Origin of the sequence: Methyloversatilis sp. (assembly GCF_965284615.1) — a bacterium.
In the GTDB taxonomy this organism is placed as follows: Bacteria; Pseudomonadota; Gammaproteobacteria; order Burkholderiales; family Rhodocyclaceae; genus Methyloversatilis.
Window position 1 is genome coordinate 4,212,995 of the sequence record NZ_OZ260098.1, and the last position, 16,172, is coordinate 4,229,166.

Consider the following 16,172-nt stretch of genomic DNA (forward strand, 5'->3'; position numbering starts at 1 on the left):
AGGGTGGATCAGCCCTGCGGCGACCCGATGGTGGTCTTGTTGATGAATACCGCCCGGTCGATCGGCACCACCCAGACCAGACCGTCACCGGTCTGGCCGGTGCAGGCTACGCTGATGATGCGGCGCACGATGTCGTCACTTTCTCGTCGGGGGCGACGATTTCGATGCGCACCTTGGCGGAGTAATCGGTCAGCTCCTCCTTGATGTTGTGCGGCGTGTGCTCGCTCGGCGCACCGAAGCCCTCCACCTTGCTCACCGTCATGCCCGGGAAGCCCGGCATTTCACGCAATACGGTGCGCAGTTTCGGCAGCTTGTTCGGCCTGATGATGGCGCGAATTTCCTTCATGTCGTCTCTCCGTCTTCGATGTTCGCTCAAGCTTCAAACGGCTTGTCGTCGAACCAGGTGTACAGCGCCGGTACCACCACCAGCGTGAGCAGCGTGCAGGTGATCAGACCGCCGATCACCACGATGGCCAGCGGACGCTGGACTTCGGAGCCGGGACCGGTGGCGAACAGGAAGGGCACCAGACCGAGCAGTGCGACGGTGGCCGTCATCATGACCGGCCGGAAGCGCATCTTGGCGCCCTGCACCACTGCCTGCATCAGTTCCATGCCCTCGTTGCGCAGGCCGCGGATGTAAGACACCAGCACCACGCCGTTCAGCGTCGCGATACCCCACAACGCGATGAAGCCCACCGACGCCGGCACCGACAGGTACTCGCCGCTGACGAACAGCCCGATCACGCCCCCGATCGATGCGAAGGGCAGCACGGTAATGATGAGCGTGGCAAAACGCAGCGACCCGAACAGCAGGAAGAGCAGGAAGAAGATGGCCGCCACGGTGATCGGCACGATGACCGACAGGTGGCCGAGCGCGCGCTCCATGTTCTGGAACTGGCCGCCCCACTCGAAGTAATAGGCCTCCGGCAACTGCACCTGGTCCTTGACCTTCTGCTGCAGTTCGGCGACGAAACCACCGAGGTCGCGGTTCGCCACGTTGATGCCGATGACGATGCGACGCTTGCCGGTCTCGCGCGATATCTGCGCCGGTCCGTCGCGCACGTCGATGGTGGCGAGGCTGGACAGCGGGATGGCTGCGCCTTCCGGCGTCGGCACCAGCATGTTGCGGATCGCCTCGATGTTGTCGCGGAAGCGCTCCGGCAGACGCACCACCGCAGCGAAGCGCCGCTCGCCCTCGAACACGTCGGTCACGTGACGGCCGCCGATCGCCGCTTCGATCAGGTCGTTCACGTCGCCCACGTTCAGGCCGTAGCGGGCGATGGTCGGCCGGTCGATCTCGACCGTCAGGTACTGCTGCCCAGTCACCCGCTCGATCTTGATTTCGCTCGCGCCCTGCACGCCGCGTGCAACGCGCGCGATCTCGTCGGCCTTGGCCTTCAGCAGGTCGAGGTCGTCGCCGAATATCTTCACCGCCACGTCGGCACGCACGCCGGTCACCATCTCGTTGACGCGGTCGGAAATCGGCTGCGCCATGATGATGTTCACACCGGGCAGCGCCTTCAGCTTCTCGCGGATCTGCTCCTGGATGGTCTCCTGCGTCCAGCCCTCCGGCCACTCGTCACGCGGCTTCAGCGACACGATGGGCGTGGACTCGTTCTGCGACTGCGGATCGGCCGGCGACTCGCCGCGGCCGACGCCGGACACCGCCGACTTCACGCCCGGCACCTCCATCACCAGACGCATCGCCTCACGCTCCATGCGCAGCGATTCCTGTAGCGATATGTTGGGTACTCGGTCCATCGCCGGCACCACCGAGCCTTCCTTCATTTCCGGAATGAAGGCGGTGCCGAGGAAGGGCAGCAGCAGGATGGCACCGATGAAGGCCGCCACCGCCAGCGACACCGTCTTCTTGCTGTTGGCGACCGCCCACTCGAGCATCGGCACATACGGCTTCTTCAGCATGCGGATAAGCCAGGTGTCATGCTCGGCACCACCCTTGAGCAGATAGCTGGACAGCACCGGCGTCAGCGTCAGCGACAGCACAAGCGACACGAACAGCGCGATGGCGATGGTGTAGGCCAGCGGCGCGAACATCTTGCCTTCCATGCCCTGCAGCGTCATCAGCGGCAGGAACACCAGAATGATGATGCCGATGCCGAAGATGACCGGTGTGGCCACCTCCATCACCGCAGACAGGATGACGCGGATGCGGCTTTCGCCTTCCTCCTTCGCATGGCCGAGGCGCTCGAAGGCGTTCTCGACCACCACCACCGAACCGTCCACCATCAGACCGATGGCGATGGCCAGACCACCCAGCGACATCAGGTTGGCCGACAGGCCCAGCTGGTTCATCGCCATGAAGGTGACCAGCGGCGTCACCACCAGCGTGGCGATCACGATGACCGACGAACGCAGATCGCCGAGGAAGAGGTAGAGCACGATGACGACGAAGATGACGCCTTCGATCAGCACCTTGATCACGGTGGCCAGCGCCGCATCGACCAGTTCCGAGCGGTCGTAGTAGGGCTCGATCTTCAGGCCGCCGGGCAGCATGTTGTTGTCGTTGATGTCGGCCACCTTCTTCTTGATGTCCGACACCACGGCCTTGGCGTTGCCGCCGGCCATCATCATGACGACGCCGCCGACCGCCTCGGTGCTGCCGTTCTTGACCACCGCACCGACGCGTACCGCGTGACCGAAGACCACCTCGGCGACGTCGCGGATGAACACCGGCGTACCGTTGATCTCCTTGACGACGATGAGGCGGATGTCGTCCAGATCCTTCACCAGACCGACGCCGCGGATCAGGTACTGCTCGGCGTTCTGCGGCAGCACGCCGCCACCGGCATTGGCGTTGTTACGCGCCAGCGCCTCGTACACATCCTTGACGGTGAGCTGGTAGTGACGCAGACGGTCCGGATTGACCAGCACCTTGTACTGCTTCTGGTAGCCGCCCTGCGAGTTGATTTCGGCCACGCCGCGGGTCGAGCGCAGCAGCGGACGCACCACCCAGTCCTGGATGGTGCGGCGCTCGGTCAGTTCCGCCTGCGTCAGTTCGCGGTCGCCGTCGTCCGGGCGCACCAGCGTGTACTGATAGACCTCGCCCAGACCGGTGGACACCGGGCCGAGCACCGGCACCACGCCGGCCGGCATGCGGTCACGCACTTCGAGCAGCCGTTCCATCACCAGCTGGCGCGCGAAATAGACGTCGGTCTTGTCGGTGAACACCAGCGTGATCAGCGACAGGCCCGGCTTGTTCAGCGAGCGCATTTCGGTCAGACCGGGCAGACCGGTCATGCCGATCTCGATCGGCACGGTGATGAAGCGCTCGACCTCCTCCGGCGAACGGCCGGTGGCGTCGGTGGCGATCTGCACCTGAACGTTGGTCACGTCGGGGAAGGCATCCACCGACAGCTTGCGCGCCGCGTCGAGGCCGAAGGCCAGCAGACACAGCGCGACGACGACGATGACGAGGCGCTGTTTGAGCGCCCCGCGCACGAGGGATTCAATCATGGCGTCTCCAGTTCATCCGTTCAGCGTTGGCGCGAAGTCGTGCGGTTCTCATTCGAGTTCCTTGCGCTTGCGCTCGTTGTTCAGATGAAAGGCGCCCTCGGTCACCACCTTCGTGCCTTCGGCCACACCGCCCAGCACCGGCCGCATGGTGCCGATGGCCGGGCCGAGCGCGACTTCGGTCAGCTTGAACTGCTGCGGACCGACCTCGACGAACAGGTAGTCCTTGTTGTTCTCGCGCACGATGGCGGTGTCGGGCACGACCAGACGCGCGGTCGGCCGCCCCTGGATCAGCACCGTCGCCAGCATCGCCGGCTTGAGCGAACGGTCGCTGTTGTCCAGTTCGCTGCGCACCATGATGGTCCGCGTCATCGGATTGACGGTGTCGGCAATGAAGATGAGCTTGGCCGTCAGCTGCTGGCCGAGTGCCGGGATCTCGACCTGGATGGTCTGGCCCGGCTGCACCGCGGCGGCCTGCTGTTCCGGCACTTCGGCCTCGACCCAGACGCGCGACAGGTCGGCCACCGTGAACATGACCTCGCTCGGCTGCACCACCTGACCCTGGGCGACCAGGCGTTCGACCACGGTGCCTGCCATCGTCGCCACCACCGGCGACACGGAATTGATGGCCCCGGTCAACGTGAGCTTCTCCAGCGACTTCGACGATACGCCGAGCACGCGCAGCTGGTCGGCGGCGGCGCGCATTTCGGCCCGCGAAATCGACAGTTCGCTCTCGCGACGCTGCAGTTCGGCGCTGCCGATCACGTCGGCTGCGAACAGTTGCTGCGCGCGCTCGACATTGCGTTCGTTCAGCTGCGCCTGCGCGCGCGCCTTCATGTAGGCGAGCTGAGCGGCACCGAGCTCGGTGCTGTTGAGCACCGCCAGCGTGTCGCCCACCTTCACCTGCTGGCCCAGCATGGCGGTCAGTTCGGTCACACGGCCGGTCACCGTGGCGCCGATGCGGGTCACCCGCTGCTCGTCGAAATCGACCTGACCGGCCACGCGCAGCGTGTCCGACAGCTCCATGCGGCTGACCGTGCCGAGCTTGATGATGTTGCCGAGGTTGTCACCGGCCTGGACCAGATTGGGATCGACTGGCGCCGCGGCGGCCGTCGGTGCCGCAGTATCGGATTCTTCGGAGCAGGCGCCGAGCAGAAGGGAAGCGCCGAGCAGTCCGGCGCACAGCAGGGGGCGTTGAATAAGTTTCATGACGGATCGGAATGTGGATGAATTCGTTGTGCGTAGGCCGGCTCAGCGCAGGGCGCCAAGGCGTTCGATTTCGGCGACGGCATTGATCAGTTCGTAGCGGGCGCTGATCAGCTCGTTGCGGACGGCGCGGAAGGTGCGCTGCGCATCCAGCACTTCGAGGATGCCACGCTCGCCGAACTTGTAAGCCGCCTCGGCCACCTTCAGCGCCGCTTCGGCCTGGCGCACGATGCCGCTCTCCAGTGCCGACACCTGGGTGCGCGACAGGTCGTACTGCCGATAGGCGGCATCGAGCTGCTGCTGCAGTTCGAACATGCGCCCTTCGAGCGCCATGCGATTGCGTTCGCCGATCGCGCTGGCCTGCGCGATCTGGCCCTGGCGGCGGTCGAACAGCGGAATGCTCACGGCGACGCCGATACGGTTGGCTTCGTACTCCGGATCCTGGTCGCGGCCGAGCTTGAACGACAGTTCCGGCATGCGGCGCAGCTTTTCCAGTTCGATCTGCTCCTTCGCGCGCTCGATCTCGGCGCGCAGACGGGCGATCTCCGGATTGCGCGTCAGCATGTCCTCGCGCAGCTTTTCCAGCGGCGGCAGCTCGACGTCGTTCACCAGATCGCCCTGCAGTTCGTAGTCGATCGGCAGCACGCCGCCGACCAGTCCGCGCAGTCGCGCCTTGGACTGCGCAATGCGCAGCTCGGCCGCGTCGGCGTTCTTCTGCGCGCTCAGCAGCTCCGTATCGGCGCGGATCAGTTCGTAGCGCGGTGCTTCCCCGGTATTGACCCGCACCTCGACACGGTTGCGGATGGCCTTGGCCAGTTCGAGGTCCTCGCGCGCGGCGCCCAGCTCGCGCTCGTGGCGGATGACGGCGTAGAAGCTCTGCTTGAGGCGGGTCAGCAGATCCACCTCGTATGCCTGGGCGCCGGACATGGCGGACGTGATGCCCGCTTCGGCCACGCGCAGGCGGGCGTCGCGCTGCGACGGGTAGTCGAAGCGCTGCGACAGCGTGATCGAACCGAGCGAACCCGGCGCCAGATTGGGACCGCGCGAATTGCGGTCGCCGCCCATCACTTCGAGTTCCGGATTCGGATAGGCGCGGGCGGTCAAGGTGTCGGCGCGGCTGACATCGACGTCGGCACGTGCGGCGCCGAGCGATGCGTTGGACTGCAGGGCCAGCGTCTGCAGCTGGCCCAGTGTGTAGCGCTCGGCGGCCCCTGCCGCGTGCGCACACAGGCCGAGGGCGGCCAGAAGGGCGATGGCTTTTGTTTTCATGAGTCTGATGCCCTGACGGGAACGATGAAACAGGCGAACACGCCTGCGCGCACGGCATGCCGCGCAGGTCGTGAAGAAACGGATATGGACGGCGCCCGCGATGGCGGGCAGCCGCGCCTCAGCCCAGCCTGGGCGGGCGCAACGGAACCCGGTCGGGCTCGGGGTCCTGCAGGACGAGGGCGGAGGCGATCTGTTCGGGACGTGCCTGGCTGCGCGCGCGCTGCGGCACTTCGGCGACGAAAGGGTCCGGCGGATCGCCGGCCAGATCGAGACGGTGCATCAAGGCACCATAGACGTCGGTCGGCGTGGCATCGGGGAATTCGAAGGACGCACAACTCACGCACTGTTCCGGTGCATCGGCGAGCGCACGCTGTCCGGCCCACAGGGCAGACAGCGCAAACAGCAGGACACCGATCAACAGGAAGGCTTTGGCAGAACTCACGAGGCGTTCGGACGCGCGGCACGGAATTTAAGTTCCCTTTCATGAAACCACTGTTTCAACTCGCGGTGCAACACGAAACATCAAGAAGCAGCTTCCATGCCGGTGGCCGGCCCTGCTTTGGTAGACTGCGCACGCTGTTCTGACCACCGGTAACTTTCATGCTCAAGCTGTTGCGCTGCACCGCGCTTCTCGTGTCCGCCGCACTTCCGTTCGCCGCTTCCGCCGACCTGATCCCGCCACCCCAGCCCGACGCCAAGGCCTGGCTGCTGATCGACCACGAATCCGGCGCCGTGCTGGCGCAGTCGCGCCCGGACGACAAGGTCGAACCAGCGTCGCTGACCAAGCTGATGACCGCGTACCTGACCTTCAAGTCGCTGAAGAACGGCCAGCTGAAGCCCACTCAGGCGGTGCCGGTCAGCGTCGCCGCGTGGAAGACTGGCGGCTCCAAGATGTTCATCGCGCCGGACAAGCCGGTCACCGTCGATGAACTGATCCGCGGCATGATCATCCAGTCCGGCAATGACGCCTGCGTTGCACTGGCCGAGGCGATCGCGGGTTCGGAAGCCGCCTTCGCCCAGATGATGAATGCCGAGGCGAAGCGTCTGGGCATGTCGGGCACGCAGTTCCGCAACTCGACGGGCCTGACCGAGGACGGTCACTACACGACGGCACGCGACCTGGCCATCCTGGCGCGCGCGCTGATCCACGACTTCCCTGAGTACTACCCGCTGTACTCGACGCTGGACTACACCTACAACGGTATCAAGCAGGGCAACCGCAACCGCCTGCTGACGATGGACCGCAGCGTGGACGGCATGAAGACCGGCCACACCGATGCGGCCGGCTGGTGTCTGGTGTCCTCGGCCAAGCGCGAGGACCGCCGCGTCGTGTCGGTGCTGCTCGGTGCACCGAACGAAAAGGGCCGCATCGAATCGTCGGCCACGCTGCTGAACTACGGCTTCAACGCCTGGGAGAACGCCCGTCTCGCCAGCGCCGAGGAAGTGCTGGCCACGCCTGCCGTCTACAAGGGCGCCGCCGCCAGCGTGCAGGTCGGCGCGGCCGAGGACGCCGTCGTCACGGTGCCGCGCGGCCAGGCCGGCAAGGTGACGCGCGAGATCGTCATCACCACGCCGGTGATCGCGCCCATCACCGTCGGCCAGCAGCTCGGTACGCTGAAGGTGGCCATCGACGGCAAGCCTGCCGGCGAGTATCCGCTGGTGGCCAAGGTGGCGATCGACGAAGGCGGCATCTTCCGCCGCATCTGGGACACGATCCGGCTCTGGCTGGGTCTCTGAGGTAGAGGGCCCCCACGGGGGCTGCGTCATCCACGGTCGGCTGTGCACAGCCGACCGGTTACGCTGGCAGCGAGCGGTGCTCGCCGAAATCCCCGCTCCACCCCTTGGAGCGGCGCGTAGCGCACTGGAAAACCGAAATGATGTACGCCAAGGACGAATCGCATGGCCGACGATCAACGTAAGGACAGCCTGCTCGAGTTTCCGTGCGACTTCCCGCTCAAGATCATGGGCGAGCGCCACGACGACTTCGCCCAGGTGGTGGTCGAGGTGGTGCTGCGCCACGCGCCTGACTTCGATCCGGCGACGCTGGGCATGCGCCCGTCGTCCGGTGGCCGCTACATCGGCCTGACCGCGACGATACGGGCGACCTCGAAGGATCAGCTCGACGCGCTGTACAGCGAACTGAGCGGCCATCCCATGGTGAAAGTCGTCCTGTGACCGCCCTCGTCCGCGCGCTCGGCCGGGTGGACTACACGCCGGTGTGGCAGGACATGCAGGCGTTCACCGCAGCGCGCGCTGCCGACACGGCGGACGAGTTCTGGCAGGTCGAGCATCCGCCTGTATTCACGCTGGGTCTGGCCGGCAAGCGCGAACACCTGCTGCGCGACGTCGGCGTGCCGGTGGTCGACAGCGATCGCGGCGGCCAGGTGACCTATCACGGCCCGGGCCAGGTCGTCATCTACACCCTGATCGATCTCAAGCGCGCCGGCCTCGGCGTGCGCGAGGTGGTGAACCGCATCGAACAGGCGGTGATCGACCTGCTGGCGGCGCACGGCGTCGGCGCGCAGCGACGCCCCGGCGCACCCGGCGTCTATGTCGGCTCGGGTGACGACGAAGCCAAGATTTCCGCACTGGGCCTGCGCATTCGCAACGGACGCACCTACCACGGCGTTTCGCTGAACGTCAACATGGATCTGACACCGTTTACCGCGATCAACCCCTGCGGTTACAGTGGGCTGCGCGTCACACAGACGCGCGATCTGGGCATCGCACTCCCACCGGAGGCGATCTGCCTGCAACTGACCGGCGCGTTACAGCGCGCCCTCTATGAATAGGTAAACAGCAGCCATGAGCGACACCGCCTACGACCCGACCGAAAAACAGAAGGGGTCATCGAAAACCGCCCGCATCCCGATCAAGGTGGTGCAGGCCGAAACCCTGCGCAAGCCGGACTGGATACGCGTGCGCGCCGCGCGCCACGACAGCCGCTTCGGCGAGATCAAGCAGATCCTGCGCGACAGCGGCCTGCACACGGTGTGCGAGGAGGCGAGCTGTCCGAACATCGGCGAATGCTTCGGCGGCGGCACCGCCACCTTCATGATCATGGGCGACAAGTGCACCCGCCGCTGCCCCTTCTGCGACGTCGGCCATGGCCGTCCCGACCCGCTGGATGCCGGCGAGCCGGAAAAGCTGGCGAAGACCATCGCCGCGCTGAAGCTGAACTACGTGGTGATCACCAGCGTGGACCGCGACGACCTGCGCGACGGCGGCGCCCAGCACTTCGTCAACTGCATACGCGCGGTGCGCGAGCACTCGCCGCGCACACAGATCGAGGTGCTGGTGCCGGACTTCCGCGGCCGCCTCGACATTGCGCTGTCGATACTCGACGCCGCGCCGCCGGACGTGATGAACCACAACCTGGAGACCGTGCCGCGGCTGTACAAGATGGCACGCCCCGGCTCCGACTATGCGCACTCGCTCGACCTGCTGCGCCAGTTCCGCGCCCGCCACCCGGAGGTGCCGACCAAGAGCGGCCTGATGCTGGGGCTGGGCGAAACCGACGACGAAATCCTTGAAGTGATGCGCGACATGCGCGCGCACGACGTGCAGATGCTGACGCTGGGTCAGTACCTGCAGCCGTCCGGCGGCCACCTGCCGGTGCTGCGCTACGTGCATCCGGACACCTTCGCCATGTTCGAGCGCGAAGCGACGGCAATGGGCTTCAGCCACGCCGCCTGCGGCCCGCTGGTGCGCTCCAGCTACCACGCCGACCGCCAGGCACACGCCGCCGGCGTCGCCTGACGCCAGCGCGCTGACCGAGGCGCCGCCGCGCCTCAGTCCTCCCGCAGTTCCGGGTGCGCCGACACGAAGGCGCGCAGGATGGTCAGCGCCTCGGGAAATTCGAAGGCCTCGATCAGCCGGGTCAGCGGATGCACCGCCGCCTCGCCGAACTGCGCCACCAGCGCTGGCTTGAGTTCGCGCCAGATGGTGCCGGATTTCATGTCGTCGTGTTCGAGCAGCAGACAGAGCTGGCTGACCAGACTGCGCACGCGCGCGGTCGGCAGGCCGACTGCATCCGCCTCAGCGCGCGGCAGGGCGCGTATCTCGTCGCACACCGCGCCGATCTGCACCGCGCAGGCGGCAATGTCGTCGGCGATGGTCTGCACCGGGGTGCCGGCATGCAGGGCCTGTTCGAGTGCGAGCGCACGGTCGCGCAATGCGTGCGCGCCGATGGTTGCCGCCACGCCCTTCAGGGTGTGCGCAACGCGCTCGGCGAGCGCCCGGTCGCCGTCCTTGATAGCCTGTCGCAGGCGATCGACGTCGCCGCTGTGGTTCGCCAGGAACATGTCCAGCACCTGGCGGTAGCCCGCGGCATCGCCACCGAGCGCGCGCACGCCGACCTCGCGATCGATGACGGCGGGCACCGTCGGCGTCAGCGGCGACGCGGCCGCATGTTCGCCCTCCGGAATCCACTGCGCCAGCGCGGCGAACATGCGCTCCGGATCGACCGGCTTGACCAGGTGACCGTTCATGCCGACCTCTTCGCAGCGGCGCCTGTCCTCCTCGAAGGCGTTGGCGGTCATCGCGAGGATGGGCAGCATGCGTCCGGCGTCGGTGGCGCGGATGCGGCGCGTCGCCTCGACGCCATCCATCACCGGCATCTGCATGTCCATCAGCACGATGTCGTAATGCGAGCGGGCCACCTTGTTGACCGCCTCAGCGCCATCGGCGGCGACATCGACCATCAGTCCGGCGCCTTCGAGCAGTTCGCGCGCCACCTCCTGGTTGATCGCGTTGTCCTCGACCAGCAGCACGTGCGCGCCAACGCGCACGCGACGCTGACGGGTGATCGAATCCGGCCGCTGCGCCGCGTCGCCGCGCTGCAGGCGCACGGTGAACCAGAAAGTGCTGCCTTCGCCCGGCACACTGCTCACACCGACGTCGCCGCCCATCAGCCGTGCCAGCCGTCGGCTGATCACCAGACCGAGTCCGGTGCCACCGTACTTGCGCGTCGTGGCCGCCTCGGCCTGTTCGAAGGCCTCGAACAGCTGCGCCTGCTTCTGTGGCGCGATGCCGATGCCGGTGTCCTCGACCTCGAACCGCAGCATGACCGCGGTCGGCTGCTCGGCCAGCACCTGCACGCGCAAGGTGATGCTGCCGCGCTCGGTGAACTTCACCGCATTGCTCAGGTAGTTGATCAGTATCTGACCGACGCGCATCGGGTCGCCGAGCAGCGACAGGCCGGTCAGCCGCGGATCGACTTCCTCCTTCAGCAGCAGCCGCCTGGAGGCGATGCGGTCCGCCATCATGCTGCGCACGCGGTCCAGCGTCGCCAGCACGCTGAACGGCACTTCCTCCAGTTGCAGGCGGTCGGCCTCGATCTTCGACAGGTCGAGCACGTCGTTGATGAGGCCGAGCAGGTGCTTGGCGGAAGCGGCGATCTTTTCCAGCTTGTCCAGCTGTGACGGCGCCGTCAGTTCTCGCCGCAGCAGGTGGGTGAAGCCGATGATGGCGTTCATCGGCGTGCGGATTTCGTGGCTCATGTTGGCGAGGAAGGTGCTCTTCGAGCGGCTCGCCGCCTCGGCGTCGATGCGGGCGCGTTCCAGTTCGGCGGTGCGGCTGCGCACCAGTTCCTCCAGATGGTGGCGGTGCGCATCGAGCTCGGCCTCGGCCGCCCGCTTGGCCGTGATGTCGCGGGTGACACCCTGCAGGAGAGTGATCTGCCCGTCGGCGTTGGTGCGCAGCGTGGTCACCACCTCGGTCATCACGACACGCCCGTCGCGACAGGGCTGCTCGATCTCCATCGTCTGCGTGCGCATCGATTCGTCGCCCGCACGGAAGGCCGCCAGCCGCACGGCGAAGGCCTCGCTGACGCGGCGGTAGCTGTCCGGCGTCATGGTGTCCTGCATGCTCTGCCCGAGCACCTCGTCGACGGAATAGCCGCGCAGCCGCTCGATCGCCTGACTGATGTAGACGAAGCGCTCGGCGCGCAGGTCGTACAGCCAGATCACGTCGCTCGAGTTCTCCGACAACAGGCGGTGCCGCTCCTCGCTCTCGCGCAGACGCCGCTCGGCCTCGCGGCGGTCGGTCACATCGCGCAACACGACGTGCAGCAGCGCGCGCCCGTCGTGCTCGATCGCGGCGGCCAGCACCTCGGTTGCCAGCGCTTCACCATCGGCCCGCGTTATCAGCCACTCGAACTGGTGCGCGCCGCCCTCGCCCAGCCTGCGCATGATCTGCTCGAAGGCCTGGGCGGAGCGCGTGCCGTCGGACTGGAACTCCGGCGCGACATCGACCGGCGAGCGCCCGATCAGCTGCGCCGCATCCTGCATGCAGAGCATTTCGAGGGCGGCACGATTGACGTCGATGAAGCGCCCGTCCTCCATCAGCGCCACCGCCTCGCGCGTGTCCTCGAAAAGCTTGCGGAAACGCGCCTCGCTCTCGCGCAGGCGTTCTTCCGACTGTCTGCGCTCGGTGATGTCGATATGGGTGCCACTGATCAGCAGCGGGCGCCCGTCCGGCGTGCGCTGCGTCACCCGCCCGCGGTCGGCGATCCACACCCAGTGGCCGTCGCGATGCCGCATCCGGACGTCGCACTCGTAATAGTCGGTTTCGCCGGCCAGATGCCGTTCCAGTGCTTCGTTGGCCTGCCGCAGGTCGTCCGGATGGACAAAGCGCGCCCAGGTGTTGACGGTGAAGGGCTGCAGATCGGCCAGCGCATAGCCGAACATGCCCGCCCAGCGCTCGTTGAACACCGCTTCGCCGGTCTGCAGATTCCATTCCCAGGTGCCGGCGTGGGTGCCGTCGATGATGTCCTGCAGCCGCTGCCGCTCGCGGTCGAGCTGGGCCTGCACCTTGGAGCGCTCGGTCACGTCCCACCAGATGTCCGATACGTAGACCCGTCCCTGCACCTTCACCGGCTGCACGCTGACCCGGACATCCGTAACCGAGCCGTCGCGGCGCCGGCGGCGCGTGTCGAACTGCGCGCTGCCGCGCGCAACCACGTCGCGCATCTTCGCCCGCACCGCATCGGGGTCGAGGTCGGCGTTGATGTCGGCCAGCGTCAGCGACGCGAACTCTTCGCGCGTATAGCCCAGACCATTGCAGGCCGCGTCGTTGAATTCGACGAAGGCCAGCGTTTCGGCGTCGATCAGCGTGATCGAATCAGACGCCTGCGACACGATGGCACGGTAGATGTCCTCGCGCTGCGTCGCGCGCGCTTCGTCCTCGCGCCGGGCGATGACGCTGACGATGCGGTCGGCCAGCGCCTCCAGCAGCATGCGCTCTTCGAGCAGGAAAGGCCCCTCGTCACGCACAGGCATTTCGCTTCGGTAAGCGACGCATAGCCGTCCGCGCACCTCGCCACGCAGCACCAGCCGCGCATGGATGGACTGCACCGCCCGGTCGAAACCGGACGTGGCGACCGTTTCGCCGTCGAGCTCGATGGCGGCCTCAGCCTCACCCAAATGCATGAAGCCGCCGGGCAACAGACCCGCCACCTCGCGCAGCATGTCGGGCAGCGGCCGGCGCAGGTCCTCGGTGGCGCGGAACACCGCGTACAGGCAACGCTGTTCCTTCACCCGTTCGGCCAGCGCCTGCTCGATCTCGCGCATCAAGGTGACCTCGCGCGCCACGCCGAGTACGCCGACCAGCTGTCCGGCGCTGTCGGTGACCGCCGTCTTGGTGGTCTGGTAGAGGCCCTGCTGACCACCGACGCGGAAGGTGAGCCATTCCTCGTTGATCAGCGGCCGCCCCGCATCGATCGCCGCGCGGTCGTGGGCGCGGAAGAAATCGGCCAGTTCGCGCTCGACGAAGTCGTAATCGGTGTGTCCGATCAGCTGCGCTTCGGGCACGCCGAGCAGCTGCTCGAAACGCGGATTGCAGAAGCGAAAGGTGCCGTCCGCGTCCTTCAGCCAGACAAGATCGGGAATCGCGTTCAGCAGCATGCGCAGACGGCTGCGCTCCTGCTCCAGCGCCGCGGCGTGGCGGTCGGCGAGCGCCTGCGCGCGACGCAGGCGTCGGGCGTGCCGCCGCTGCGCCAGCAGCAGCGCGCCCACCAGCGCCAGACTGAAGCCGAGTACCAGCAACAGCACGTGGTGATCGCGCCACAGTTCGGGCAGCGAGTCGGCGGGCACGTGCTGCGCCAGAGCCGGTGTGGCGAAACTGAGGAGACAGACGGCAGCGGTGGCCGACCGCATCAGGCGAGCGGCAGCAAGGCTCGGTATGGACTTCATCATCGGCGCGACTCAGGCGGGTGCGTTCGGGGTCTGCTCGGCCAGGTCGGCGTAGCGCGCGGCAATGGCCGCGAACTCGTCGAGATGTGCGAGGTAGGCGTCAACGACGTCCGGATCGAAATGCCGGCCACGCCCCTCGGTGATGATGGCGGTCGCCCGATCGAGCGGAAAGGCCGGCTTGTAGGCGCGCTTGCTGATCAGCGCGTCGAACACGTCGGCCAGCGCCATCAGCCGCGCCGGCAGCGGAATGGCCTCGCCGGCCAGACCTTCCGGGTAGCCGCTGCCGTCCCACTTCTCGTGGTGGTAGTGCGCGATGTCCATCGCGATGTAGAGGAAATCCAGCGCTTCGCGCTCCTCCTGGTCGCAGATGGCGCGCCAGATCGCGTCCGATCCCTGCCGGGCGTGGGTCTTCATGATTTCCCACTCGTCGGGCGTGTGCTTGCCCGGCTTGTGCAGGATGTGGTCGGGAATCGCCACCTTGCCGATGTCGTGCAGCGGCGCCGCCTTCGTAAAGGTATCGACCAGTGCGGAGGTCAGTTCGCCAGCGTAGCGCGGCGTGCTGGCGAGCGCGCGCGCCAGCACGTTTACGTAAGCCTGTGTGCGCAGGATGTGATTGCCGGTTTCGTCGTCGCGCGCTTCGGCGATGCTGGCGAGCGCGCGCATGCTCACGTCCTGCACCACCTGGTTCTGCCGCATGCGGCGGGCGATCTCGCCCTCCAGCCAGGCGTTCTGGTCGCGCATGCGATCGCGCGCTTCCTTCAGTTCGAGCTGGCCGCGCACACGCGCCAGCACGATGGCCGGACGCACCGGCTTGGTGATGTAGTTGACGGCACCCAGTTCGAGTCCGTGCGCCTCGTCTTCGGTACTGTCGAGCGCGGTAACGAAGATGACAGGCAGTTCGCGCGTGCGCGGATCTGCGCGCAGACGGCTGATCACCTCGTAACCGTCCATCTCCGGCATCATCACGTCGAGCAGCACCAGATCCGGCCGCGGATCGCTGGTCGCCGCCGCCAGCGCACGTGCCCCTGAACTGGCGACGCGGACACGGTAGTGAGGCATCAGGATTTCGCCGAGTACGGTCAGATTTTCCGGCGTGTCATCGACCAGAAGCAGGGTCTTCTGCGGGGTGGTCGCCGCGCCCTGGTGTGGGTTCACTGGGTGTCTCCCGTGTTGTATCCGGAGCGCAGGCACCGGTCGGACACCCGCGCCAGTTCTGTCGATGATCTTACTCCGCCCCCCTGCGGCCGACAGCAAAACAGTGTGCCGACGCGGCTTTGCGGCGCATACGACGACGAGGACAAGACGATGAAGGCAGTACTGACCGGCCACACCCACGGACTGGGCGAGGCGCTTGCCGCCACGCTGCGCGCACGCGGCATTCCGCTGCTCGGCCTCGCACGCGGCCGGTCGCCGCAGCCCGACGACGACGGCTTCACGCAGGTCGCACTCGACCTCGCCGACGCCGCGGCGCTGGCGCGCTGGCTGGCGGGCGACGCGCTGTCACGCTTCGTTGCCGCTGCCGACCGCGTGCTGCTGATCAACAACGCCGGCACGCTGGGACCGGTGGCGCCAGCCGGACGCCAGGGTGCGGCGGCCATCGCGCAGGCGGTGGCGCTCAATGTCGCCGCCCCGCTGGCACTGACGGACGCGCTGGTCGCCACCGCTGCGCACGCGAGCGAACGGCGCATCGTGCACATTTCGAGTGGCGCCGCGCACACGCCCTATGCCGGCTGGTCCATCTACTGCGCCACCAAGGCCGCGCTGGACCAGCACGCCCGCGCTGCGGCGCTCGACGCCCCGGCCGGCACGCGCATCGTCAGCCTGGCGCCGGGCGTCATCGACACCGCGATGCAGGCGCAGATCCGCACCACCCCGCTGGCGGACTTCCCGAACCGCGCCCGCTTCGAGGCGCTGCAGCGCGACGGCGCACTGCTGTCGCCGGCCGACTGCGCGCGCCGCCTGGTCGACTACCTGCTGTCCGAGCGCTTCGGCGTCGAACCGGTGGCCGACCTGCGCACCGTTCTGCCTTGATCG

Annotated in this window: 11 protein-coding genes and 1 pseudogene; 5 read left to right on the forward strand and 7 right to left on the reverse strand. The window is 67.2% G+C overall.

All coding sequences use genetic code 11. The features are described 5' to 3' along the window. Nucleotides 1-8: 8 nt before the first annotated feature. The 5 genes and pseudogenes from ACQ66H_RS19995 to ACQ66H_RS20015 form a co-directional block, all read right to left on the reverse strand. Nucleotides 9-346: pseudogene (locus ACQ66H_RS19995) on the reverse strand (P-II family nitrogen regulator). 26 nt (nt 347-372) lie between these two features. Further along, on the reverse strand, nt 373-3,474 hold the full coding sequence (locus ACQ66H_RS20000; RefSeq protein ID WP_430435473.1) for an efflux RND transporter permease subunit: 3,102 nt from the start codon (nt 3,472-3,474) through the stop codon (nt 373-375). A 48-nt stretch (nt 3,475-3,522) separates the two neighbouring features. Next, on the reverse strand, nt 3,523-4,680 hold the full coding sequence (locus tag ACQ66H_RS20005) for an efflux RND transporter periplasmic adaptor subunit (RefSeq protein ID WP_430435474.1): 1,158 nt from the start codon (nt 4,678-4,680) through the stop codon (nt 3,523-3,525). A 42-nt stretch (nt 4,681-4,722) separates the two neighbouring features. After that, entirely contained in the window at nt 4,723-5,946 is a 1,224-nt protein-coding gene (locus ACQ66H_RS20010; RefSeq protein WP_020166232.1) for a TolC family protein, read from the reverse strand. Between the two features lie 118 nt (nt 5,947-6,064). Beyond that, the gene (locus tag ACQ66H_RS20015; protein ID WP_430435475.1) at nt 6,065-6,388 is read right to left on the reverse strand and encodes a hypothetical protein; all 324 of its coding nucleotides are present in this window, start codon (nt 6,386-6,388) and stop codon (nt 6,065-6,067) included. 158 nt (nt 6,389-6,546) lie between these two features. Between ACQ66H_RS20015 and ACQ66H_RS20020 the strand changes: the two genes are divergently transcribed. The 4 genes from ACQ66H_RS20020 (at nt 6,547) to lipA (ending at nt 9,705) form a co-directional block, all read left to right on the forward strand. Next, nucleotides 6,547-7,683, forward strand: coding sequence for a D-alanyl-D-alanine carboxypeptidase family protein (locus tag ACQ66H_RS20020; RefSeq protein ID WP_430435476.1), 1,137 nt, complete (start codon nt 6,547-6,549; stop codon nt 7,681-7,683). 162 nt (nt 7,684-7,845) lie between these two features. Next, nucleotides 7,846-8,121: a YbeD family protein gene (locus ACQ66H_RS20025; protein WP_430435477.1), complete on the forward strand. Its 276-nt coding sequence runs from the start codon at nt 7,846-7,848 to the stop codon at nt 8,119-8,121. After that, complete coding sequence (lipB, locus tag ACQ66H_RS20030; RefSeq protein ID WP_430435478.1) at nt 8,118-8,738, forward strand: lipoyl(octanoyl) transferase LipB; 621 nt, start codon at nt 8,118-8,120, stop codon at nt 8,736-8,738. The genes ACQ66H_RS20025 and lipB overlap by 4 nt, the downstream gene beginning before the upstream one ends. Nucleotides 8,739-8,751: 13 nt before the next feature. Then, entirely contained in the window at nt 8,752-9,705 is a 954-nt protein-coding gene (lipA, locus tag ACQ66H_RS20035) for a lipoyl synthase (protein WP_430435479.1), read from the forward strand. Between the two features lie 32 nt (nt 9,706-9,737). On the opposite strand, the gene ACQ66H_RS20040 is transcribed toward lipA, so the two are convergent. Beyond that, on the reverse strand, nt 9,738-14,141 hold the full coding sequence (locus tag ACQ66H_RS20040) for a PAS domain S-box protein (RefSeq protein ID WP_430435480.1): 4,404 nt from the start codon (nt 14,139-14,141) through the stop codon (nt 9,738-9,740). A gap of 9 nt (nt 14,142-14,150) precedes the next feature. Continuing rightward, nucleotides 14,151-15,293 (reverse strand): response regulator, encoded by a 1,143-nt coding sequence (locus ACQ66H_RS20045; protein ID WP_430435481.1) that lies wholly within the window; start codon nt 15,291-15,293, stop codon nt 14,151-14,153. Nucleotides 15,294-15,443: 150 nt separating this feature from the next. Here ACQ66H_RS20045 and ACQ66H_RS20050 point away from each other — a divergent pair, with 150 nt between their 5' ends. Then, nucleotides 15,444-16,169: an SDR family oxidoreductase gene (locus tag ACQ66H_RS20050; RefSeq protein WP_430435482.1), complete on the forward strand. Its 726-nt coding sequence runs from the start codon at nt 15,444-15,446 to the stop codon at nt 16,167-16,169. Nucleotides 16,170-16,172 lie beyond the last annotated feature (3 nt).